Below are 22,532 nucleotides of genomic sequence, written 5' to 3'. Positions count from 1 at the left end.
CGCGCCGCGCCGCCATGCAGTGTGACCGGCGCGAGTGCGAGCGGCACGCTGACGAAGCGTGCGATGTTTGCGCGCCACAGCCGCGAATGCACCGCCCTCTGCGAATTCGGGCACGATGTCCCCGGCATCGGGCCGCACGATCACGTGTGGGCTAATCTGGTGCACACGAAGCCAGGCGGCGGCGAATTGATGCACTACGAAGTTGGGGGCCAGGCGCACGGGCGATGCGCCCCGACGGCGTTGCTCAGGCGCGCCCCCCTTCAATACACATCCCGCACATAACGCTTCTCGCGCGCCATCTGCCCAACATATTCACTGGCGGCTTCATCGCTCATGCCGCCATGGCGCGCAACCACCGACTTCAGCGCGGCATCCACGTCTTTCGCCATGCGGCTCGCGTCGCCACAAACATAGAGATGCGCGCCCTCTTGCAGCCACGCCCACATCTGCGCGCCCTGCTCGCGCATGCGGTCCTGCACGTAGATCTTGTCCTGCTGGTCGCGCGAGAACGCGAGATCGAGGCGATTGAGCAAACCGTCGTCGTGCATCTGCTCCAGCTCTTCGCGGTAGTAGAAGTCGGTGGCCGCGTGCTGCTCGCCGAAGAACAGCCAGTTGCGGCCCGAGTCGCCGCGCGCGCGCCGTTCGTGCAGGAAGGCGCGGAACGGCGCGACGCCCGTGCCGGGGCCGACCATGATCATCGGCGTATCGCCGTGGCGCGGCGGACGAAAGTGCGTGCTCTTCTGCACGAACACCGGCACGCTGCCTTCGGCCACGCGATCGGCGAGGAAGGTGGACGCCACGCCCTTGCGCTCGCGACGGCCATTGTTGTAGCGCACGGCCGAAACAGTCAGATGCACTTCGCCCGCGTGCGCCTTCGGGCTCGACGAGATCGAATAAAGACGCGGCTGCAAACGCTTGAGCATGCCGATCAGTTCCGGCGCCGAGAGTTCGACCGGATATTCGTGCAACACGTCGGCGAGCTGCTGGCCCCAGAGCCACTGCTTGAGGTCGCCCTTGCGCTCCTCGCCGAGCATCGCCGCGAGCCCCGTGTCTTTCGCACGCGCGGCGACGAAGGCCAGCGCATCGGGACCCGGACGCGCGATTTCGTAGTGCGTGGCGAGCGCATCGGCGAGACGCATCGTGCCCGCGCCCGGCACGTCCACCGAGGCGTCGCCGTGCAGATGCGTGAGATCGAGCAGTTCGTCGACGAGCGCCGGGCAGTTGGTCGGCCACACGCCGAGCGCGTCGCCCGCTTCGTATTCGAGGCCCGCTTCGGCGGTCGCGAGCGAGAAGTAGCGCGTATCCTTCGACGCGCCCTTCATGTTCAACCGCACGTTGCCGATCAAACGTGACGCGGCGGGCCGCGCCTTCGTCGGCGCGCTGCCGGGCAGCGCCTCGGGAATCGCACCGCCCGCGGGCACCGCGTGCAGCGCCGCATCCTCTTCCTTGATGCGCTGGACCACGCGTTCGAGCCACGCGTCGGCGGCTTCCTGATACTCGCTGTCGCAATCCACGCGCGCCATCAGACGTTGCGCGCCGAGCGCGTCCAGACGTGCATCGAGATTGCGGCCGTGACCGCAGAACTGATCGTAATTGCGGTCGCCGAGCGCGAGCACCGCATAACGCAGCGACGCGAGGCGCGGCGCGCTATCCGCCTTCAGCGCCTTCAGCGCCGCCCAGAACGACTCGCCGTTGTCGGGCGCGTCGCCGTCGCCGAAGGTGCTGGTCATCAGCAACACGTACTGCGCTTTCTCCAGCGTCTCCGGCGCGTAATCGGCCATACAGGTCGCGCGGATCTCGAAGCCCGACTCCATCAATTGCATCGCGTAGCGCTCGACCAGCGACTCGACGTTGCCGGTTTGAGACGCCCAGAGCAGCGTCACTTTCGGACGCGCATGCGCGATGCGCACGGCCGCGCTCTTGTCGCTTTGCAGCGCGTGCAGGCCGCTCTGCGCGTGCGCAGTGTGTGCCGATTCCAGCTCGGCCGGCGCGCCGCCGCTGAACAAGCCCGCGAGCGTGCCGTCGACCCACGCACGCGTGGCGGGCGCGAACGGCGCATGCGCGGGCAAGGACGGCACGCCCTCGCCGCGCGCTTGCGATGCACGCAGGCCGCCGACGAAACCCGCCAGCCAGAGCCGCTCTGTTTCGTTCAGCGCCGGCGCGGCCAGCTCGCCGAGGCCAAACAGATTCGCAAACGCGTCGAGGCGCGCGCCGTCGTGAGTCACTTCGCGGGACATGGTGCTTTCCTGGAGCAGTGGAGCGGCGGCGCGCTCGGGAGTCGGTTCGGCGTCGGGTGCAGCGGTGCCGGGCGCGGGCGCCGGTTCGGCTTCGACGCGCGTCAGTGCGACCGCGCAAAACTTGAGTTCGGGCTGCTGGGAAATCGCGTCGATGGCGTCGTTGGTGACAGCGTTCACGCACAGTTCGTCGCCGAACACGTCGTTCCAGTGCATCGGCGCGAAACAGTTGCCGGGCATCACGCGATCGGTGACGACGGCGGGCAGCACGACGCGGCCGCGCCGCGAACGCACTTCCACGCGATCCTTCGCGGCAATGCCGAGCGCGCTCGCATCCTCGGGATGAATCTCGACGAACGGCGCCGGATTGAGCTTGTTGAGCATGGCCACCTTGCCGGTCTTGGTCATGGTGTGCCACTGATGCTGCAATCGTCCCGTATTGAAGACGATGGGAAAAGTGCCGTCGGGCAGTTCGGCGGGCGCGACGTGCGGACGCGCGAAGAACACGCCATTGCCATGCGGCGTGGCGAATGCGAGACGCGGACGCGTGCCGTCGGCGTTTTCGCGCAAGGTCTGGCTCACGCCGTCGTTCAGATAGCGCAGCGGATTGCGCTCGTTGTGCGCGCCTTGCGCATCGGCGGGCGCGCACGGCCATTGCAGCGGCGTCTCGCGCAGCTTCGCGTGGCTCGCGCCGCGCAGATCGTAGCCGGTCTTCGGATTCGAGAACCGCACGATTTCATCGAAAACCTCCGCCGCGCTCGCGTAACCGAATGCGTCTTCATAGCCCATCGCGCAGGCCACGCGCGCGATCAGCTCCCAGTCGGGCAACGCCTCGCCCGGCGGCTCGACGGCTTGCTGCATGAGCGTCATGTTGCGCTCGGAATTGATCATCACGCCTTCGGCCTCGGCCCAGAGCGCGCCGGGCAGCAGCACGTCGGCGTAGGCGTTGGTTTCGGTGTCGAGAAAGGCGTCCTGTGCGATCACGAGGTCGGCGGCGCGCAAACCGGCCACCACGGTCTTGCGGTTCGCCACCGAAGCCACCGGATTCGTGCAGATGATCCAGCACGCCTTGATCTCGCCCGCTGCCATGCGCTCGAACATGTCGATGGTGCCGCCGCCGAGCTTCGTCGTGAGCGTGCCGCGCGGCAGCGACCAGGCGTCCTCGACGAAGCCGCGATCTTCCTCGGAAAGCACCGAGCGCTGACCCGGCAGGCCCGGACCCATATAGCCCATCTCGCGCCCGCCCATCGCGTTCGGCTGGCCCGTGAGCGAAAACGGCCCGCTGCCCGGACGGCAGATTTTGCCCGTCGCCAGATGCAGATTGCAGATCGCGTTGGTGCTCCACGTGCCGTGCGTGCTCTGGTTCAGGCCCATCGTCCAGCAGGTCATGAACTCGGGCGCGGCGCCGATCATCTGTGCGGCGCGGCGGATGTCGTCGGCGGCGATGCCGGTGATGTCCGCGACTTTGTCGGGCGTGTAATCGGCGAGAAACGCGGGCATCTCGTCCCAGCCCTGCGTGTACTGCGCGATGAAATCGCTATCCGTGTGGCCGTTTTCGTGCAGCAGATGCAGCAGGCCGTTGAGCAGCGCGAGGTCGGTGCCCGCCTTGATCTGCAGGAACAGCGAGGCTTTATCGGCGGTCGCGTTGCGGCGCGGATCGACGACGATCAGCTTCGCGCCCGCCTTCACGCGGTCCATCATGCGCAGGAACAGGATCGGATGGCAGTCCGCCATGTTCGCGCCGATCACGAAGAACAGATCGGCCTTGTCGAAGTCCTGATACGAACCGGGCGGGCCGTCCGCGCCGAGCGAGAGCTTGTAGCCGCTACCCGCGCTCGCCATGCACAGCCGCGAATTCGACTCGATGTTGTTGGTGCCGACATAGCCCTTCGCGAGCTTGTTGACGAGGTACTGCGCCTCGATCGACATCTGGCCCGACACGTAGAACGAGAGCGCGTCGGGGCCGTGCGCGTCGAGCGTGGCGCGCAGCCGCCTGGCCGTGTCGGCGATTGCCTGCGCGATCGGCAGCGGCACGGGGTCCGCGTCGCGCGTGTGACGCACGAACGCGCGTTCGAGACGCCCCGAATTGCGCAGCGCCACGTGCGCCGACGAACCCTTCGTGCAGAGCCGTCCGAAGTTGGTCGGATGCTCGGCGTCGCCGGCGATTTTCGTGACCGCGCCATCCTCGACCTGCAGGATCATGCCGCAGCCCACACCGCAGTAGGGGCACACGGTCTTGACGGATTTCGCGGACTTCGGGCTGCTCATGCGCGTTCGGATCGGCTTGGTGAGTGAAAAGGCGAATCAGAAAAACTGCGTGAAAATCAGGCCGAAATCCACACCTGGCCGTTTTCCACGCGCGTGGCGAATGCGTTCACCGAGCTACCCGGCACTTCGAGACACTCGCCGGTTTCCAGATCGAAGTGATGCTTGTAGATCGGCGACGCCACCACGATGCGCTCGCCCAGGCTGCCGACGAGACCGCGCGAGAGCACGGCCGCGTTCGAGTTCGGATCGTAGTTGCCGATCGCGAACACGCGCGCCGCGCCGTCGTCGATATGGAACACGGCGACCTGCTCGCCGTTCACGAGCGCGCACACGCCGGTATTCGGCACGATGTCGTCGAGCTGGCAGATCGACACCCAGGTTTCGTCTTGCTGAAGAATGGCATTCATTTCGGATTCCTCGTTATTTGTTGATCGAAAACCGCCACGTCACATCGTTTCGGCGACGACGGGAATCGCCGCCAGCCCTTCGTACTGCGCACGCACCGGCATGCCCTTGCGTTCTTCGAGCGTGGCCGGACGGATCTGGCCGCGTTCTTCGACGAAGGTCACGTTCGCGTCGCCCGCATCGCTGTTGACGAAGTGACGGAAGCGGCGGCGCGTAGCCGGATCGGTCACGGCGACCTTCCATTCGTCTTCGTAGGTGTCGACCACGATCTGCATCTCGGCTTCGAGTTCGGCGGCGAGACCGAGCTTGTCGTGCACGACCACGTCGATCAGATAATCGAGGCCGCCTTCGAGGTTGTCACGCCACACGCTCGTGCGTTGCAGGCGGTCGGCCGTGCGCACATAGAACATCAGGAAGCGGTCGATGTAGCGGATCAGCGTGTCGCGGTCGAGGTCGGCGGCGAGCAGTTCGGCGTGGCGCGGCTTCATGCCGCCGTTGCCGCACACATACAGATTCCAGCCCTTTTCCGTGGCGATCACGCCCACGTCCTTGCCCTGCGCTTCCGCGCATTCGCGCGTGCAGCCCGAGACGCCGAACTTGATCTTGTGCGGCGCGCGCAGGCCTTTGTAGCGGTTCTCCAGGCCGATTGCGAGACCGACCGAATCGCCCACGCCGTAGCGGCACCACGTCGAGCCGACGCACGACTTCACGGTGCGCAGCGCCTTGCCGTAGGCGTGTCCCGATTCGAAGCCCGCGTCGATCAGTTCTTCCCAGATCAGTGGCAACTGTTCGACACGCGCGCCGAACAGGTCCACGCGCTGGCCGCCCGTGATCTTCGTATAGAGGCCGTACTTCTTCGCCACCATGCCCACGGCGATCAGCCCTTCGGGCGTGACCTCGCCGCCCGGCATGCGCGGCACGACCGAATAGGTGCCGTCGCGCTGGATGTTGGCGAGGTAGTAGTCGTTCGAATCCTGCAGGCTCGCGTGCTCCTTCTTGAGCACGAATTCGTTCCAGCACGAGGCGAGAATGCCGGCCACCGCGGGCTTGCAGACATCGCAACCGAGACCGTGACCGTGCTTCGCGAGCAACGCGCCGAAGGTCTTGATCTGCTCGACGCGCACGATGTGATACAGCTCCTGGCGCGAATACGGGAAGTGCTCGCAAAGATGATTGTTGACGCTGAGGCCCTGACGCTTCATCTCCGACTTCATGATCTGCGTGACGAGCGGCACGCAGCCGCCGCACGACGCGCCCGCGCAGGTCGTGGCCTTCATCGCGCCGATGCTGGTCGCGCCATCGCGCACGGCCGCGCAGATCTGCGCCTTCGAGACGTTGTTGCACGAACAGATCTGCGCGCCGTCGGGCAGCGCTTCCACGCCGAGCGCGGGCTTGGCGCTGCCGTCGGCTTGCGGCAGGATCAGGAATTCGGGGGCTTCCGGCAGCGCGATGCCGTTCAGCATCATTTGCAGCAGCGTGCCGTATTCGCTCGCGTCGCCGACCATCACCGCGCCGAGCAGCTTCGTGCCGCATTCGGACACCACGAGTTTCTTGTAGACCTGGCGGCGTTCGTCGGCGAAACGATAGGCGCGGCTGCCCGGCGTCTTGCCGTGCGCGTCGCCGATGCTCGCCACATCCACGCCCATCAGTTTGAGCTTGGTGCTCATGTCCGCGCCCGCGAAGCGCGCCGCCGCCGCTTCACCCATCGCTTCGCCCGCCAGCGTCTTCGCCACGTTGCGCGCCATGTCGTAACCAGGCGCGACGAGGCCGAAAATCTGCCCTTGCCACAGCGCGCATTCGCCGATCGCGTAGATATGCGGATCGCTCGTGCGGCACTCATTGTCGATGGCGATGCCGCCGCGCGGACCCACGTCGAGCCCGCAGGCGCGCGCGATTTCGTCGCGCGGACGGATGCCCGCCGAGAACACGATCATGTCGGTGTCGAGGTGCGTGCCGTCGGCGAACACCATGCGATTCGCGGCGCTTTCGCCGTCGACGATGGCCGTGGTGTTCTTCTGCGTGTGCACCGTCACGCCGAGTTCCTCGATCTTCGCGCGCAGCACGCGGCCGCCGTCGTCGTCGACCTGCACGGCCATCAGGCGCGGCGCGAATTCCACCACATGCGTCTGCAGGCCGAGATCGCGCAACGCCTTCGCGCATTCGAGACCGAGCAGGCCGCCGCCCACCACCACGCCGGTGGTCGCGCTCGCGCCGCGGGCCTGCATCGCTTCGAGATCGTCGATCGTGCGATAGACGAAGCAATCCGCCCGATCGTTGCCGTCGATCGGCGGCACGAAAGGCACCGAACCGGTGGCGATCACGAGTTTGTCGTACGCGAGCGTTTCGCCGTTCGACACGCTCACGGTGCGCGCTTCGCGATCGATCGACACGGCTTTCGCGTCGAGCACGAGACGCACGCGCTCGCGCACCTCGTCGCGTTCGAAGAAGCCCGGCGCGACGAGCGAGAGATCGTCGGCGCTCTTGCCCGCGAAAAATTCGGAGAGATGCACGCGGTCGTAGGCCGGACGCGGCTCCTCGCAGAGCACCGTGACGCGCACGTTCGCGCTTTCGGCGAGCACGCTCTCGAGAAATTTATGGCCCACCATGCCGTGGCCAATGACGACGACGTTCAGACCGTTCACTGCGAGCGAAGTTTGCGTCATGCTTGTGCACCAAATAAAAAGGCGTCCCGCGAAGCCAGCTTGCAATAAGCCAGACTCGGGGGACGCCGTTGCCCTGAATTCAATCGATTTGCACTGCTCTGCTGCTGCGCAGCCGGATCGCCGTTGATCCTGTCGACGATCGTTATGCAAGCGCTGTGCCAATTCGTGCGCGCAGCGCGAAAGCCCCGTGCAGCGGGCTTTTCACGTGATCGCTCGCGGGCGGCGCACCGCAACGGCCTGACGCGTCGTGATGCAGCGGAGCACAGATTTGGTGCCGTGCAGCACAGTCGCTGTGCGCTGTCGCCATGAATGGGCCGGCTTCGCGTTAGTGCGCTGTCGATGCCGCGCATAAGGTTTCGGGCGCGTGCGATGCGCGCAGAAAGGCATCGACGAGACATGCGGGCGCAGTGCACCGCGCGCTGGTCTGGAACTTGCGTGATTAGCGCGTGCGAGTCGATACGAACGGCAACGATGCCGGGCGCGTCGCGCGATGCTGGCACGCGACGCATCGCCCTCGCAGGATGGACAGAACTCAGGACAACGGCGTCCCCTCGTCATCGACGACGAGCGGACGCCGTTTTTTATTGGGCAATCGAGATGATCGACATGACGAACCGGAACGCCATCGGCACGATGGGCAAGGTCACTTTATTGAGCGCGGGTCCGGGCGACCTCGACCTGCTGACGTTGAAAGCGGCGAAGGCGCTCGCGAGCGCGGACGTCGTGCTGATCGACGACCTCGTGAATCCCGAGATCGCCACGCTCGCTCCGCAGGCGCGCGTCATCAAGGTCGGCAAGCGCGGCGGTTGCCGCTCGACGCCGCAAGCGTTTATCGAGCGCCTGATGCAGCGTTACGCGAAAAAAGGCGCGCATGTCGTGCGCGTGAAAGGCGGCGACGCGCTGCTGTTCGGGCGCGCGGGCGAGGAACTCGCGGCGCTCGATCGCGCGCGCATTCCGGTGCAGATCGTGAACGGGATTTCGTCGGCGTTCGCGGCGGCGGCGGGACTCGGCGTCTCGCTCACGCATCGCGATCATTGCCAGGGCGTGATCTTCGTGACGGCGCATCTGCGCGATCACAGCGAGCCCGACTGGCGCGCGCTCGCGGCCACCGGCATGACGCTCGCGATCTACATGGGCATGAGCCGCATCGAGGGCTTGTGCGCGACGCTCGCGCAGGCGCTCTCGCCCGCCACACCCGCCGCCGTCGTGCAGTGGGCGGGCAGCGCGAACGAGCGCCGCGTAACGGGCGCGCTCGGCACGATCGCGGCGCTCGCGCGCGACGCCGGGCTCGGCAGTCCGGCGATCATTCTGGTCGGCGAGGCGATTGGCGAGGCGCTGGCTTTCGCGTCGCGTGAAACGGATGTTGCAGCGCTGAATGCTGCGGCGACGCTGCCGCAATTGCGCCGCGCGTGAGCATCGCCACTGAGCGCGACATCGACGCTTACTTGATCTCGACTTCGACGAACACCACTTCACGCGGCGACGCATTGACGACGTTGTGCTCGACACCCTGCAAGCCCGCGTAGCTCTGCCCCGCAACGAGCGGTTTCTCGCGCGGACCGTCGCGGGTTTCGATCAGCAGCACGCCATCGGTTTGCGGCACGACGATGTAATCGTGACCGTGCACGTGCCAGCCGGTTTCGGCGCCGGGCGCGAAGCGCCATTCGGTGACGATGGCGCGCGGATTCGAGACCTGCACGGTGGGGACGGCTTGCGGACGGCTCATGGGGCGCTCCTGATGTTGTTATCGGACGACGATCGGATGATCCCGTGCGCCGATTCTCAGGCCAGCCAGCCTTCTCGCAAAGTGACAGTGCGTGCGCGCCGACCAGCACAGTTGCGCGCGCATGAAACGCACGACCAACGCACGACCAACGCAAAACCGTCGCGACTCAATTCATCAGCATGCCGAATAAAACTCAGCGCCCGCCGCTCACCACGCGCTTCGCCACCAGCCCCGGCAGGCGCAAGCCAAAACCGGCCACGAGCCGCAGATGCATCCACGACAGCAGCAGGTTGTCGCGCGCATAGTTGAAGTGCGAGACGCCGCCTTCGTCGGCCTTGAAATAGCGCACCGGCGCTTCGATCTGGATCGGCCGCACGCCCGCCCAGCACAGCCGCACGGCGGCTTCGGGATCGAAGTCGAAACGGCGCATCCACGGCAGACGCGTCATGATCGTGCGCAGCGGCGTGATCGGATAGACGCGGAATCCATACAGCGAATCGCCGATGCCCGCCCACAGCGTTTCCACGTCGGCGAGCAGGTTCGACACGCGGCGGCCCTGCACGCGCAGCTGCGGCGCGCTCGCATCGAACTTCGGGCGGCCGAGCACCATCGCCTCGGGATTCGCCTGCGAAGCGGCCATGAAACGCGGGATCAGGTCGGCGGGATGCTGGCCGTCGGAGTCCATCGTGAGCACGTGCGTGAAGCCCTGCGCCGCGGCGGCCTCGATGCCCGCGAGCACCGCGCCGCCCTTGCCGCGATTGGCGGGCAGCACGATCACGCGCAGGCCGTCGTCCTGCGCGGCCATCGCCTGCAGACGTTCGGCGCTGCCGTCGGTGCTGCCGTCGACGACCACCCACACGGGATTCCAGTGCGCACGCGCGGCGCGCACCGTCTCATCGACCTTCATGCCGGGGTTGTAGCTCGGAATCAGGACGAGATGCGTCGCGCTGGCGCGCGGCGGGGTGGAAGTAACGTCGGCTTGCATGGAACGGGAACGGAGTGGTTGGGACGGCGCGCCGGATCAGGCGAGACCGCCGTTGATCGACAGCACCTGGCCGGTCACATAGGCGGCGGCGTCGGAGACCAGATAGGCGACCATCGCCGCCACTTCCTCCGGCTTGCCGGCGCGCTGCGCGGGCACGATCTGCTTGAGGCGCTCGGCGGGGAACGCGCGCTCGGCCATCGGCGACTCGATCACGCCCGGCGCGATCGCATTCACGGTGATGCCGCGCGACGCCACTTCGAGCGAGAGCGCCTTGGTCGCGCCGATCAGCCCGGCCTTGGCCGCCGAATAGTTGACCTGGCCGCGATTGCCCATCACGCCCGCGAGCGACGCGACGTTCACGATGCGCCCGTGGCGCGTGCGGATCATCGGCAGCAGAAGCGGCTGCGTGACGTTGAAGAAGCCGTTGAGCGACACGTCGATCACGCTGCGCCACTGCTGGCGCGACATGCCGGCCATCGGCGCGTCGGCGGTGATGCCCGCGTTGTTGACGAGGATCTGCACGGGGCCGCCGTTGGCGTCGTCGATCAGCGGGGCGAGCGCGGCTTCGGTGGCGTCGGCGTCGGTGACGTCGAACGCGATCGCGCGCGCCTGCCCGCCCGCCGCGACGATGCGCTGCGCCACGGCCTCGGCCTGCGCGAGCTGACGGTTCGCGTGCACCCAGACTTCATGCCCCGCCGCGGCCAGGGCGTCGCAGATCGCCTGGCCGATCACTCCGCTGCCGCCTGTCACGAGTGCGCGCATCGGCTCTCTCCTGTGGTTCGTCGGTCGCGTGGCGCGTGCGATCAGCGCACGCGATGCGCGTCGACGTAGGCCGCCAGCGCGCCGAGCGTCGCGAAGATCTTTTCGTTGTCCGGGTTGTCCGAGCGCAGCTCGAAACCGTATTTCTTCGAGATCAGCAGCGCGATTTCGAGGATGTCGATGGAGTCGAGCCCGAAGCCTTCGCCATAGAGCGGGGTTTCGGCCGTGACGTCGTCGAGCGAGACGTCTTCGAGATTCAGTTCGCCGACGATGAGCGCGGCCAGTTCATGTTCGAGAGCGTTCATAGGCGTGCGTATCGTGTCGCGGTCGTACCGCGGTTGCGTCCCGTCGGGGGCGCGCCGGACGGGACATCGTCCGCGCCGCCGCTTGCCTCGCAGGCGCGTTCACCCCGCTCTGCCTGCCCGATTTAGGGATCGTTTGGTAAAAGTTACGCGGATTCTAGACGATGGGTATCGGGGCGTATACGGTGTCGCCCGCCGAAAGGTTACAGACGTTCCGAACCGTCTCACCCGCAATTTTGGGACACGACCGCCGCAGACGCTTGCACGGCATTGGACGCGCGCCGATCGGAGCGGGGTCGCGGCTTGCACAGAGGCATACAAACGGTTACAAACCTGCCGGTGCCTTGTCGGACGGCGCTACGCCGCCACCCTAAAATACGGCTGCCACCCGCCTGCAGGCTGTTTGCGGCCCGTTTTTGTCATATCTATGACGGCTTCCGGCATGGAAAATAGCGCCGCCGAAGCCGCCGCCCACTACCATTTGAAGATAAGGAACCCGATGTCACGCCGCACCGACGCGCCAGCCGCGCCCTCGCCGGACCGCCGTCCGGACAGCGCCCGCTCCCCGAGGGAAGCGGCGCTGGGCGTCGTGCGCGCGGGTCTGGCTGTGGCGGGCGTGATCGCGTACCAGTTGCTCGCGCATCGAGCGGTGGCCACGCCCGGCGAAGCGGGTCTCGGCCTCGCGATGGCGCTGCTGCCGCCGCTCGTGCTCGCGCTGGGCGCCGCCGCCGGATCGCCGCGCCGCGCCTGGCTGCTGCCGCTCTGGGCGCTGACCGTCGGGGCGTTGTGGAGCGCGCGCACGCCGCTTGCTTATCACTTCGAATGGGGTCTGTATCTCGAACACGTGAGTTTCAACCTCGGGCTGGCGCTGCTGTTCGGGCGCACGCTGGCCGCCGGGCGCGAGCCGCTGTGCACGCAGTTCGCGCGCACGATGCGCGGCGGCGGTCCGCTGCCGCGTGCGATCGTGCGCTACACGCGCCGCATCACGCTCGCGTGGACGCTGTTTTTCGTGGCGATCGCCGCTGTGTCGACGCTGATGTTCGCGTTCGCGCCGATCGTCGCCTGGGCCACCTTCGCCAACTACGTCGCGCTGCCGCTGGTGGGCGCGATGTTTGCCGCCGAGCACGCCTGCCGCGCGCTGGCGCTGCCGCACGAACCGCGCGCCCGCATGCTCGACGCGGTGCGGGCGTACCGCGCGCGCGCCACGCCCTGAACGACGGGCCGGCAGCCGCGCTGCTGGCCGAAGTTTTCGCATCAACCGATTTATGCCGACTCATCCGCTGCTGTTTCACGCTTCGCCCCGCCAGGTCATCGCCTGGCGCGATGGCGCGCCCGTCACCGTGCGCGGCTTTCTCGCCGACGTCGCACACGTGGCCGCCGCGTTGCCGCCGGGCGGCCACGTGTTCAACGTCTGCCGCGACCGCTACCGCTTCGCGGTGAGCCTGTGCGCGGCGCTCGTCGCGCGGCGCATCAGTCTGCTGCCTTCGAACCACACGCCGGAAACGGTCCGTCAGCTCGCGGCCTTCGCGCCCGATACCTTCTGCCTGCACGACTCGCCCGACTGCGCGATCGCCCTGCCGCGCTTTCAATATCCCGACACGGCCGCAGCAAATCTGACTAACCATGACTGCCGCGACAGCACTGACGCCTTCGTCGTCCCGCAGATCGACGCCGCGCGCGTCATGGCCTATGTCTTCACCTCGGGCTCGACCGGCGCGCCGGTGCCGCATCGCAAGACATGGGGCTGCCTCGTCGACGGCGTGCGCGCCTCCGCGCAGAGTCTCGGTCTGACAGGCGACGATGCCGCCGCCCACACGCTGGTCGGCACGGTGCCCGCGCAGCACATGTACGGCTTCGAATCGACGGTGCTGCTCGCGCTGATCGGCGGCCTCGCCTTCAGCAGCCGCCAGCCGTTCTACGCCGCCGACATCCGCGCGGAACTCGACGCCGTGCCGCAGCCGCGCGTGCTCGTCACATCGCCGATCCATCTGCGCACGCTGCTCGCCAGCGACGCGCCGCTGCCGCGCGCGGCGCTCGTGCTCAGCGCGACCGCGCCGCTCGCCGAAAAGCTCGCGTGCGAAGCCGAAGCGCGGCTCGGCGCGCCGCTGATCGAAATCTACGGCAGCACGGAAACCGGCCAGATCGCCACGCGCCGCACCGCGCGCGGCGCGGTCTGGCAACTGCTGCCGCGCATCCGGCTGAACGCCCTGAAAGCGCGCGACGACGAACAGCAAGATCAGGAAGACAGCACCACGTTCTGGGCCAGCGGCGGCCACCTCGACGAACCCGTGCCGATGGGCGACGCGCTCGAACTGCTCGACGCGCAGCGTTTCCTGCTGCACGGGCGCAAGCAGGACCTCGTCAATATCGCGGGCAAGCGCACCTCGCTCGCGTATCTGAATCATCAGCTCAACGCGATTCCCGGCGTGACCGACGGCGTGTTCTTCATGCCCGGCGACGCCGCCGACACTGCCGACACGTCAATCACGCGCCTCGTCGCGCTGGTAGTCGCGCCTTCGCTGAACGCAGCCGAGTTGCAGCGCGCGCTGCGCGAACGGATCGACGCCGCGTTCCTGCCGCGTCCGCTCGTGTTCGTCGATGCGCTGCCGCGCAACGAAACCGGCAAGCTGCCGCGCGACGTGCTCGCGGCGCTGGCCGCGCGTCATACGCGCGCTGCGGCGTCGGGGTCTCCGTCGGCATCGACCTGTGAATCCGCGCCCGCGAAAACGCTAGCGCACGCGCTGCGTTTCACGATCGGCGCCGATCATCCCGCGCTGCCGGGCCATTTTCCGGGCCAGCCGATCGTGCCGGGCGTGGTGCTGCTCGACCGCGCCATCGACGCCATCGGTGCCGCGCTCGACCAGCCGCTCGACACCTGGCGTCTCTCGGCGGCCAAGTTCCTGAGCCCGGCCGCGCCCGGCGAAGCGCTCGACCTCGCCTTCGACGCCGCCGCGAGCGGCGCGATCCGCTTCACCGTGCGTGCGGGCGAGCGCGATGTGGCGAGCGGCACGCTGGCCGTGCCGTCGGTCCACGCGGAGGCCGCGCCATGACGCCGAACCTGCCGCCGGACGCAAACGCAACGACCGCATCGACCGCATCCGCTGCATCGAATCAAGCGGATCAGCAAGCGGATCAAGCCGCCCCGAACGCGACCGCCAAACCCGCGCGCCCCGACTGGGCACAACGCGAGGAGCGCGGCAGCGCGCTGCTGCTGCGCGTGATGACGTGGCTCTCGCTGCGCCTCGGCCGCCCCGCCGGACGCGCCCTGCTCTATCTGTGCGCCGCCTGGTACGTGCTGTTTTCGCCGCGCGCGCGCAGCGCCTCGCGCGACTATCTGCGCCGCGCGCTCAACCGTGCGCCGCGATGGCGCGATTGCTGGCGTCACGTCTTCACGTTCGCGACCACCATCCACGATCGCATCTATCTGATGCACGGACGCTTCGACCTGTTCGACATCCGCCCGCACGGCCAGCAGCTCGTCGACGAAGCGCTCTCGGGCGGACGCGGCGCGTTCCTGATGGGCGCGCATCTGGGCAGCTTCGAAGTGGTGCGCGCGCTCGGCCGCACGCGCCCGCGTCTGCGCGTGGTGGTGACGATGTTCGAAGAGAACGCGCGCAAGATCAACGCGACGCTGGCCGCCGTGAATCCCGCCGCGAGCCCGGAAGTGATCGGCCTCGGCCAGATCGATTCGATGCTCAAGGTGAAGCAGCGTCTCGACGAAAACTGCATGGTCGGCATGCTGGCCGACCGCACGCTGCTCGCCGACGACGCCGCCACGATGCGCCGCATGGCGTTTCTCGGCGAACCCGCCCCGTTCCCGCTCGGCCCGCTTTATATGGCCGCGATGCTCAAGCGCCCGGTGCTGTTCATGACCGGGCTCTATCGCGGCGGCAACCGCTACGACGTGCACTTCGAAGTGGTCGCCGATTTCACCCACACGCCGCGCGACGCGCGCCGCGCCGCCATCGACGCCGCGCTCGCGCGTTACGTCTCGCTGCTCGACAAGTACGCGCGCGCGGCGCCCTATAACTGGTTCAACTATTTCGATTTCTGGAAAACGGTCAAGCCTGCGGGCGATGCGGCTGCGTCCGCGCCTGCTTCTGCCGACAGCGTCGTCGCACGCGACGCGCACGCCACGCGCGCCACGCGCGCCACGCGCCGCGCCTCGGCCAGCCTGACCGCCCAGGAGACTTCCGACGCATGAGCACCACCCCACGTATGAGCACTCACCTTCTTTCGCGCCGCCTGATCGCGCGCGTCTTCGCCGCCATCGCCCTCGTCGGCGGCGGCGCCGCGCTGAGCGCGATCGGCACGCTCGCGCCTGTCACGCCGGCGCAGGCCGCGCCCGCCTGGACGCTCGACCGCCTGATGGCCACGCTGGCGCAGCACAAGACCGGCCGCGCGGCCTTCACCGAAACGCGCTGGCTCGCGATCGCCGCGGAGCCCGTCGAATCGTCGGGTGAACTGGCGTTCGCCGCGCCCGATCATCTGGAAAAGAACACGCTGAGCCCGAAGCCCGAGCATCTCGTCGTCGACGGCGACATGCTCACGGTCGATCGCAACAACCGCAAATACACGCTCGCGCTCGCGCATTATCCGGAAGTGGGCGCGTTCATCGAGAGCATCCGCGCGACGCTGACGGGCAATCGCTATGCGCTCGAACAGACCTATAAAGTCGCGCTCGCCGGTCACGGCGACGACTGGACGCTCACGCTCACGCCGCTCGATTCGCGCATGCGCAAGGTCGTCGACACGATCACGCTAGAAGGTTCGCGCGGCGAGCTGCGCAGCGTGGCGATCCAGCAGGCGGGCGGCGATCATTCGCTGATGAAGCTGCGTCCGCTCGCGGCGACGGCGGCTTCGTCGACCTCGTCGGCCACGGCGGCGAAGGGTTCGGCGTCCACGTCGGGCTGAGCGCCCGGCATCGCCCTGTCCACACGAACAACACCAACAAGACATAAGGGACGCGCCGATGGACCACCACACCCGCCCCGACTCCGAGACCGCCCCCGCGCCAGGTTCCGCCCGCAGTGCCGGATTCGTGCAGCCCGCCGTCCTGCTGTGGCTGCTGTTTCTGCTCGGCTGCGCCGTGGCCATCGCGCGCGCGCAGTTCAACACCGACCTCTCCGCGTTCCTGCCGCGCGCGCCGAGCGCGGGTCAGCGCGTGCTGATCGAGCAACTGCGCGACGGACTGGTTTCTCGGCTGATTCTCGTCGGCATCGAAGGCGGCGATGCGTCGTCGCGCGCGCGGCTTTCACGCGCGATGGGCACGACGCTGCGCGCCGATCCGCAATTCGCGGCGGTCCATAACGGCGAGGCCGTCAACGACGCGCGCGACCAGCAGTTCGTCTACGCGCATCGCTACGCGCTGAGTCCGGCGGTCACGCCGCAGCGCTTCAGCGTGGCGGGCCTGCACGACGCGCTCGGCGAGAGTCTCGATCTGCTCAGCTCGTCGGCGGGACTCGTGGCGAAAGACCTGCTGCCGCACGATCCGACCGGCGAAGTGGCCGCGCTCGTCGATCAGCTCGACAGCGCCGCGCAGCCCGCGACGCGCGACGGCGTATGGGCCTCGCGCGACGGCACGCGCGCCGTGCTGGTCGCGCAGACCGCCGCCTCGGGCTCGGACACCGACGCCCAGGCCCGCGCGATCGAGGCCGTGCAGCGCGCCTTCGACACCGCCGCGCGCACGCTGCCGGACGGCGCGCACGCCGACGCGTATCGCCTGCTGATGACCGGCCCCGGCGTGTTCTCGGTGCAGACGCGCGACGCGATTCGCCATGACGTCGAGCGCATTTCGGCGCTGAGCCTCGTGCTGATCGTCGCGCTGCTGCTCACGCTCTATCGCTCGCCGCGCACGCTCGTGCTCGGCCTGCTGCCGGTGCTTTCGGGCGTGGCGGCGGGCATCGCGGCCGTGAGTCTCGCGTTCGGCACCGTGCAGGGCATCACGCTCGGCTTCGGCACCACGCTGATCGGCGAGGCGGTCGATTATTCGATCTATCTGTTCGTGCAGTCTTCGGCATCTTCGTCGACATCGGCATCGACGCAGGCGCAGCGCGCCGCCGCCCTGCGCGCGTGGATCGCGAACTGGTGGCCGACGATCCGCCTCGGCGTGCTGACTTCCGTGTGCGGTTTCGCGTCGATGCTGTTCTCGGGCTTTCCGGGCCTCGTGCAACTGGGCGCATACTCGATCGCCGGGCTCGTGACGGCCGCGCTCGTCACGCGTTTCGTGCTGCCGCATCTGCAAGGCGGCGCGCATGCGATCCGCGATGTCTCGCGCCTCGGCGCAGCGCTCGCGCGCGCCGCCGCTTACGCGCCGCGTCTGCGCTGGCCGCTCGCCGCGCTCGCCCTCGCGGCGGTCGCGCTGGTCGCGCTGCACCGCGATGCGCTGTGGAGCCGCGAACTCTCCGCGCTGAGCCCCGTGCCCGCCGCGAGCCTGGCGCTCGACACGCGCCTGCGCACCGACCTCGGCGCGCCCGACGTGCGCTATCTCGTCGAGATTCCCGCCGCCAGCGCGCAAGCCGCGCTCGAAGGCGCGGAACGCGTCGGCGCGCAGTTGCAGCCGCTCGTCGCGCGCGGCACGCTCGCGGGCTTCGAAAGTCCCGCGCGCTATCTGCCGAGCGACGCCGCGCAGCGCGCGCGCCTCGCGAGCCTGCCCGACGCCGCGACGCTGAGCGCGCGTCTGCGCGAAGCGGTCGCGAACCAGAGCATCCGCGTGAAACCCGAGGCGTTCGCGCCGTTCATCGCCGACGCGCAGGCCGCGCGCGTTGCGCCGCTCATCACGCGTGCGGACCTGAACGGCACCTCGATGGCGCTGGCCGTCGATGCGCTGCTCACGCAACGCGACGGCCACTGGAACGCGATGCTCGCGCTGCGTGCGCCCGCGCACGCGAACGCAGCGAGCGCCGCCAACACGTCGAGCCTCGACGCCGCCGCGATCCGCGCCGCCGTCGCGCAGGCGGGCGTGCCGGGCGCGCTGTTCGTCGACCTCAAAACGGAAGCCGACCGCCTCTACGTGAACTACGTGCACGAAGACATCCGGCTCTCGCTCGCGGGCTTCGTGGCGATCTGCGTGCTGCTCGCGCTCGCGCTGCGTTCGCTGCGTCTGGCCGCGCGCGCGCTCGCGCCGCTCGTCGCCGCCGTGCTGGTGGTGATCGCGGGCTTCGCGCTCGCGGGCGTGCCGATGACGATCCTGCACCTCGTCGGCATGCTGCTGATCGTGGCGGTGGGCTCGAACTATGCGCTGTTTTTCTGCAAGCGCGGCGCGACGCGGCATGGGCAATCCGCTGACGAATCGGCGACCATCGCACCGCACACGCTGGTCTCGCTGCTGGTGGCGAATCTCGCGACCGTCGCCGGGTTCGGGCTGCTCGCGCTCTCGCATGTGCCGCTGCTCGAAACCTTCGGCTTGACCGTCGGCCCCGGCGCGATGCTCGCGCTCGCGTTCGCGGCGATCCTCGCGCCGCGCAGCGGGACCACGTCCGCCGCGCAGGAAGTGGAAACTGGCGCACACGCCGACACGCAATCCCATCGACAAGGAAACCCAGCATGAACGGGCCCACGCCACCGGGAGCGGACCGCACACATGCGCAGCCGAATCCGCGCCACGCCGACGCCGCGCGCCGGTGGGCGCCGTCGCCGTTCATCGCGGGCGCGGCGGCGCTGCATGCGGGCGCGGCCGCCGCGCTGATCGCGCAACCCGCGACGTGGCCATGGGCCGTCGGCAGCGTCGCGGCCTCGCATCTCGCGCTGACAGCGGCGGGCCTCTGGCCCAGGAGCGCGCTGCTCGGCCCGAACTGGACGCGCCTACCCGCAGCGTCTGCCGCCTCCGTCACGTCCGTGCCCGGCGCCGACCGCCGCCTCGCCCTCACCATCGACGACGGCCCCGATCCGGAGATCACGCCGCGCGTGCTCGATCTGCTCGACGAATACGGCGCGCACGCGACCTTCTTCTGCATCGGCGAGCGCGCGCGCCAGCATCCGAAGTGGATCGAGGCGATCGTCGCGCGCGGCCACGCCGTGGAGAACCACAGCCAGCGCCATCGGCATACGTTTTCGGTCAGCGGACCCGGCGCGCTGCGGCGCGAAATCGAAACCGCGCAGCGCACGCTGACGGACATCAGCGGCACGCGTCCGCGCTTTTTCCGCGCGCCCGCCGGCTTGCGCAATCCGTTTCTCGAACCGGTGCTCTGCGCGCTCGGGCTGCAACTGGCGAGCTGGACGCGGCGCGGTTTCGACACGCGCGAGCGCGATCCGCAGATCGTGACGCGACGTCTGCTGACCGGTCTCGCGCCGCGCGACATCCTGCTGCTGCACGACGCCAACAGCGCGCGCGACGCGCTCGGCCAGCCGGTCGTGCTCGCGGTGCTGCCGCAGGTGCTGCGCGCCGCCGCCGAGGCGCACTATCACTGGATCACCCTGCGCGCGGCGCTCGACGCCGCGCCCGTCACGCCAGTCGGACACGGCGGCAACGCCGCCCCGTTTGGTAAAATTCGCCCCTAAATGGCGCGCGCGCCGGCCCCAGGACCGAACTCCGTGAATCCCCTTCTCGTCTCGCACTTCACCGCCACCAGCTGCCTCGGCCGCGGGCTCGACGCCATGCTCGACGCGCTGCGCGAGCGGCGCAGCGGCCTCGCGCCGTGCGACTTCGAACGCGCGGATCTCGACACATGGATCGGCGCGGTCCAGGACGTCGACGCCGTCGACATCCGCGCGGATCTCGCCGCCTACGCGTGCCGCAATCATCGCCTCGCGCAACTCGGTCTCGAACAGGACGGTTTCGCCGAACGCGTGCACGCCGCCGTCGCGCGTTACGGCGCGGACCGCGTCGGCGTGTTCGTCGGCACCAGCACGAGCGGCATCCTCGAAACCGAAAACGCCTATCGCGAGCGCGACCGCGAGACCGGCCTGCTGCATCCCGGCTTCGACTACGCGCGCACCCACAATCCCTACGCGCTGGCCGCGTTCGTGCGCGACTATTTCGGGGCGCGCGGGCCGGCCACGGCGATCTCGTCGGCGTGCTCGTCGAGCGCGAAAGTGTTCGGCTCGGCGCGGCGCATGATCGAAGCGGGCCTGATCGACGCGGCGGTCGTGGGCGGCGTCGATTCGCTGTGCCTCACCACGCTGTACGGCTTCAACTCGCTCGAACTGCTCTCGCGCCAGCCGTGCCGCCCGTTCGACGTGGCGCGCGACGGCATTTCGATCGGCGAAGCGGCCGCGTTCGCGCTGCTCGAACGCCTGCCCGCGCAAGCCGATGCTCTGCCGGGCGACGCGATCCTGCTGCTCGGCATCGGCGAATCGAGCGACGCGCATCACATGTCGTCGCCGCATCCGGAGGGACTGGGCGCACGCGCCGCGCTCGAACAGGCGCTCGCGAGCGCGGGCCTTGCGCCGGACGAGATCGACTACATCAATCTGCACGGCACGGCCACGCCGAGCAACGACGCCTCCGAAAGCCGCGCCGTGGGCGCGCTGTTCGGTTCGACGCCGTGCAGCTCGACCAAGGGCGCGACCGGCCACACGCTCGGCGCGGCGGGCGCGCTCGAAGCGATCGCGGCGGCGCTCGCGCTGCGCCACGGCTTCGTGCCCGCGGGCGTCAACACGCAGGTCGTCGATCACGCGCTCGGACTCGATTACGCGCTGACCAATCGCGACGCCGACATGCGCGCCGCGCTCAGCAATTCGTTCGGCTTCGGCGGCACGAATTGCAGCCTCTTGCTGGGGCGCGCGGATTTCGCGTTGAGCCGGAAAAACGGCGCTGCAAAGAACGAGGTGCAATCGTGAAACTGCATGCGTGGATCGAAGGGATCGGCGTGATCGGGCCGGGCCTCGCCAACTGGACGCAAGCCGCCGACGTGCTCGCGCAACGCGCGCCGTACGAAGCCGCGCGCACCGTGCTGCCCGCGCCCGCGAGCCTGCCGAGCGCCGAGCGGCGCCGCACCGGCCCGGTCGTGCGCGCGGCGCTCGCCGTGGGCCACGAAGCGGTCGACGCCAGCGGGCGCGACGCCGCCACGCTCGCGTCCGTGTTCGCGGCCTCGGGCGGCGACGGCGTGAATTGCCACGCGATCTGCGAAACGCTCTCCACCGACGACCGCCAGCTTTCGCCGACGCGCTTTCACAACTCGGTGCACAACGCGGCGGCGGGTTACTGGAGCATCGCGTCGCACGCGCGCGCGACGGCAAACGTGCTGTGCGCGCACGACGCGAGCTTCGGCGCGGGCCTGCTCGAAGCGCTCGCCCAGGTGGCCGTCGACCGCGTGCCGACGCTGCTGGTCGCCTACGACTGCGAATATCCCGAGCCGCTGCGCACGGTGCGCCCGATCGCCGATGCGTTCGGCGTGGCGCTGGTGCTCGCGCCCGTCGGCGATGCCGCGCAGGGAGATGTCGATATCCATGTCGACGGCGCGGCGCGTCCGCGCGCGCTGGCCTGCATCGAAGCGAAGCTCACCGATGCGCCCGCCACGCAACTCGACGCGCCCGAATTCGAAACGCTGCGCGCCAACAACCCGGCCGCGCGCGTGCTGCCGTTGCTGCACGCGCTCGCGACGCGGCAGGCGGCGAGCGTGGTGATCGACTATCTGCCGGAAACGCGCGTGCGGCTCGATGTGTCGTGGCCGGATGCCGACGTTGATGCCGCGTCGGGCGTCGCTTCAGGCGCACCGCGCGAGGCCGCGCCATGACGCCCGACGCGCCGACGCTCGCCGCGCCGCTCGACCGCGCCTGGATCGCCGCGCACATTCCGCACAGCGGCGCGATGTGCCTGCTCGACAGCGTCGAAGCCTGGGACGACGCGCAGATCCGCTGCCTCGCGACCAGCCATCTCGACGCGCACAATCCGCTGCGCGCGAACGGCCGGCTCGCCTCGGTCTGCGGCGTCGAATACGCGGCGCAGGCGATGGCCGTGCACGGCGCGCTCGGCAGTCTCGCCGATATCGGCGCGACGGCGCAGCGTCCGCGCGCGGGCTTTCTCGCGAGCGTGCGCGGCGTCGAGGCGCAGGTCGCGCGGCTCGATACGCTGGACGCGCCGCTCATCGTCGAGGCCGAGCGCATCGGCGGCGACGGCACCACGATTCTTTACCGCTTCACGCTGCGCTGCGACGCCCGCGTGCTGCTGACGGGACGCGCGGCGGTCATGCTCGACGCGTCCGCGGCGGAGACGCTGCGACGTCCCGCCATCGATAACTGCTGAAGGGA

General features: G+C 68.9%; 16 protein-coding genes and 1 pseudogene. 10 read left to right on the top strand and 7 right to left on the bottom strand.

Annotated elements, in window-relative coordinates; all coding sequences use genetic code 11:
- Window positions 1-260 precede the first annotated feature (260 nt).
- Genes SB764_RS19685 through nirB form a run of 3 tightly spaced genes read right to left on the bottom strand, consistent with a single transcriptional unit; the run spans window position 261 to window position 7,540 of the window.
- A complete protein-coding gene (locus SB764_RS19685; RefSeq protein ID WP_410864470.1) occupies window positions 261-4,502 on the bottom strand; it encodes a molybdopterin-dependent oxidoreductase in 4,242 nt (1,413 codons plus the stop codon).
- A 56-nt stretch (window positions 4,503-4,558) separates the two neighbouring features.
- Window positions 4,559-4,909, bottom strand: coding sequence for a nitrite reductase small subunit NirD (gene nirD, locus SB764_RS19680; RefSeq protein ID WP_065059039.1), 351 nt, complete (start codon window positions 4,907-4,909; stop codon window positions 4,559-4,561).
- Window positions 4,910-4,948: 39 nt separating this feature from the next.
- On the bottom strand, window positions 4,949-7,540 hold the full coding sequence (nirB, locus tag SB764_RS19675; RefSeq protein ID WP_410864736.1) for a nitrite reductase large subunit NirB: 2,592 nt from the start codon (window positions 7,538-7,540) through the stop codon (window positions 4,949-4,951).
- A gap of 663 nt (window positions 7,541-8,203) precedes the next feature.
- Here nirB and cobA point away from each other — a divergent pair.
- A complete protein-coding gene (gene cobA, locus SB764_RS19670) occupies window positions 8,204-8,983 on the top strand; it encodes a uroporphyrinogen-III C-methyltransferase (RefSeq protein WP_321904556.1) in 780 nt (259 codons plus the stop codon).
- Between the two features lie 28 nt (window positions 8,984-9,011).
- Here cobA and SB764_RS19665 read toward each other — a convergent pair whose 3' ends face one another.
- From SB764_RS19665 to SB764_RS19650, 4 genes are all read right to left on the bottom strand, one after another.
- Entirely contained in the window at window positions 9,012-9,296 is a 285-nt protein-coding gene (locus SB764_RS19665) for a cupin domain-containing protein (protein WP_065059038.1), read from the bottom strand.
- Between the two features lie 193 nt (window positions 9,297-9,489).
- Window positions 9,490-10,281 carry a glycosyltransferase family 2 protein gene (locus SB764_RS19660; protein ID WP_321866482.1) on the bottom strand — a complete coding sequence of 264 codons (792 nt, stop codon included), beginning with the start codon at window positions 10,279-10,281 and terminating at the stop codon, window positions 9,490-9,492.
- 36 nt (window positions 10,282-10,317) lie between these two features.
- Window positions 10,318-11,043 (bottom strand): 3-oxoacyl-ACP reductase FabG, encoded by a 726-nt coding sequence (gene fabG / locus SB764_RS19655; protein WP_065059036.1) that lies wholly within the window; start codon window positions 11,041-11,043, stop codon window positions 10,318-10,320.
- Window positions 11,044-11,084: 41 nt separating this feature from the next.
- Window positions 11,085-11,345: a phosphopantetheine-binding protein gene (locus tag SB764_RS19650; protein ID WP_065059035.1), complete on the bottom strand. Its 261-nt coding sequence runs from the start codon at window positions 11,343-11,345 to the stop codon at window positions 11,085-11,087.
- A gap of 496 nt (window positions 11,346-11,841) precedes the next feature.
- Between SB764_RS19650 and SB764_RS19645 the strand changes: the two genes are divergently transcribed.
- The 9 genes and pseudogenes from SB764_RS19645 to SB764_RS19605 all read left to right on the top strand — a co-directional run bounded on the left by SB764_RS19645 (window position 11,842) and on the right by SB764_RS19605 (window position 22,527).
- Window positions 11,842-12,555, top strand: coding sequence for a hypothetical protein (locus SB764_RS19645; protein WP_321904535.1), 714 nt, complete (start codon window positions 11,842-11,844; stop codon window positions 12,553-12,555).
- Between the two features lie 52 nt (window positions 12,556-12,607).
- Entirely contained in the window at window positions 12,608-14,392 is a 1,785-nt protein-coding gene (locus SB764_RS19640) for an AMP-binding protein (RefSeq protein WP_410864467.1), read from the top strand.
- Between the two features lie 170 nt (window positions 14,393-14,562).
- Window positions 14,563-15,465, top strand: a pseudogene (locus tag SB764_RS19635) (acyl-CoA synthetase); the annotation flags it as partial.
- Window positions 15,466-15,542: 77 nt separating this feature from the next.
- Window positions 15,543-16,256 (top strand): outer membrane lipoprotein carrier protein LolA, encoded by a 714-nt coding sequence (locus SB764_RS19630; protein WP_234774841.1) that lies wholly within the window; start codon window positions 15,543-15,545, stop codon window positions 16,254-16,256.
- Between the two features lie 58 nt (window positions 16,257-16,314).
- Entirely contained in the window at window positions 16,315-18,891 is a 2,577-nt protein-coding gene (locus SB764_RS19625) for an MMPL family transporter (RefSeq protein WP_410864465.1), read from the top strand.
- Complete coding sequence (locus tag SB764_RS19620; RefSeq protein WP_080180459.1) at window positions 18,888-19,841, top strand: polysaccharide deacetylase family protein; 954 nt, start codon at window positions 18,888-18,890, stop codon at window positions 19,839-19,841. Before SB764_RS19625 ends, SB764_RS19620 begins: the two co-directional genes overlap by 4 nt.
- Before the next feature lie 33 nt (window positions 19,842-19,874).
- A complete protein-coding gene (locus SB764_RS19615; RefSeq protein WP_183715521.1) occupies window positions 19,875-21,122 on the top strand; it encodes a beta-ketoacyl-[acyl-carrier-protein] synthase family protein in 1,248 nt (415 codons plus the stop codon).
- On the top strand, window positions 21,119-22,018 hold the full coding sequence (locus SB764_RS19610) for a beta-ketoacyl synthase chain length factor (RefSeq protein WP_080180458.1): 900 nt from the start codon (window positions 21,119-21,121) through the stop codon (window positions 22,016-22,018). The genes SB764_RS19615 and SB764_RS19610 overlap by 4 nt, the downstream gene beginning before the upstream one ends.
- Entirely contained in the window at window positions 22,015-22,527 is a 513-nt protein-coding gene (locus SB764_RS19605) for a hotdog family protein (protein ID WP_410864463.1), read from the top strand. Before SB764_RS19610 ends, SB764_RS19605 begins: the two co-directional genes overlap by 4 nt.
- The last annotated feature ends 5 nt before the right edge of the window (window positions 22,528-22,532 follow it).

Origin of the sequence: Paraburkholderia sp. SIMBA_027 (assembly GCF_046535315.1) — a bacterium.
Taxonomy (GTDB): Bacteria; Pseudomonadota; Gammaproteobacteria; order Burkholderiales; family Burkholderiaceae; genus Paraburkholderia; species Paraburkholderia tropica.
This window is presented reverse-complemented; position numbering and strand designations above follow the sequence as displayed.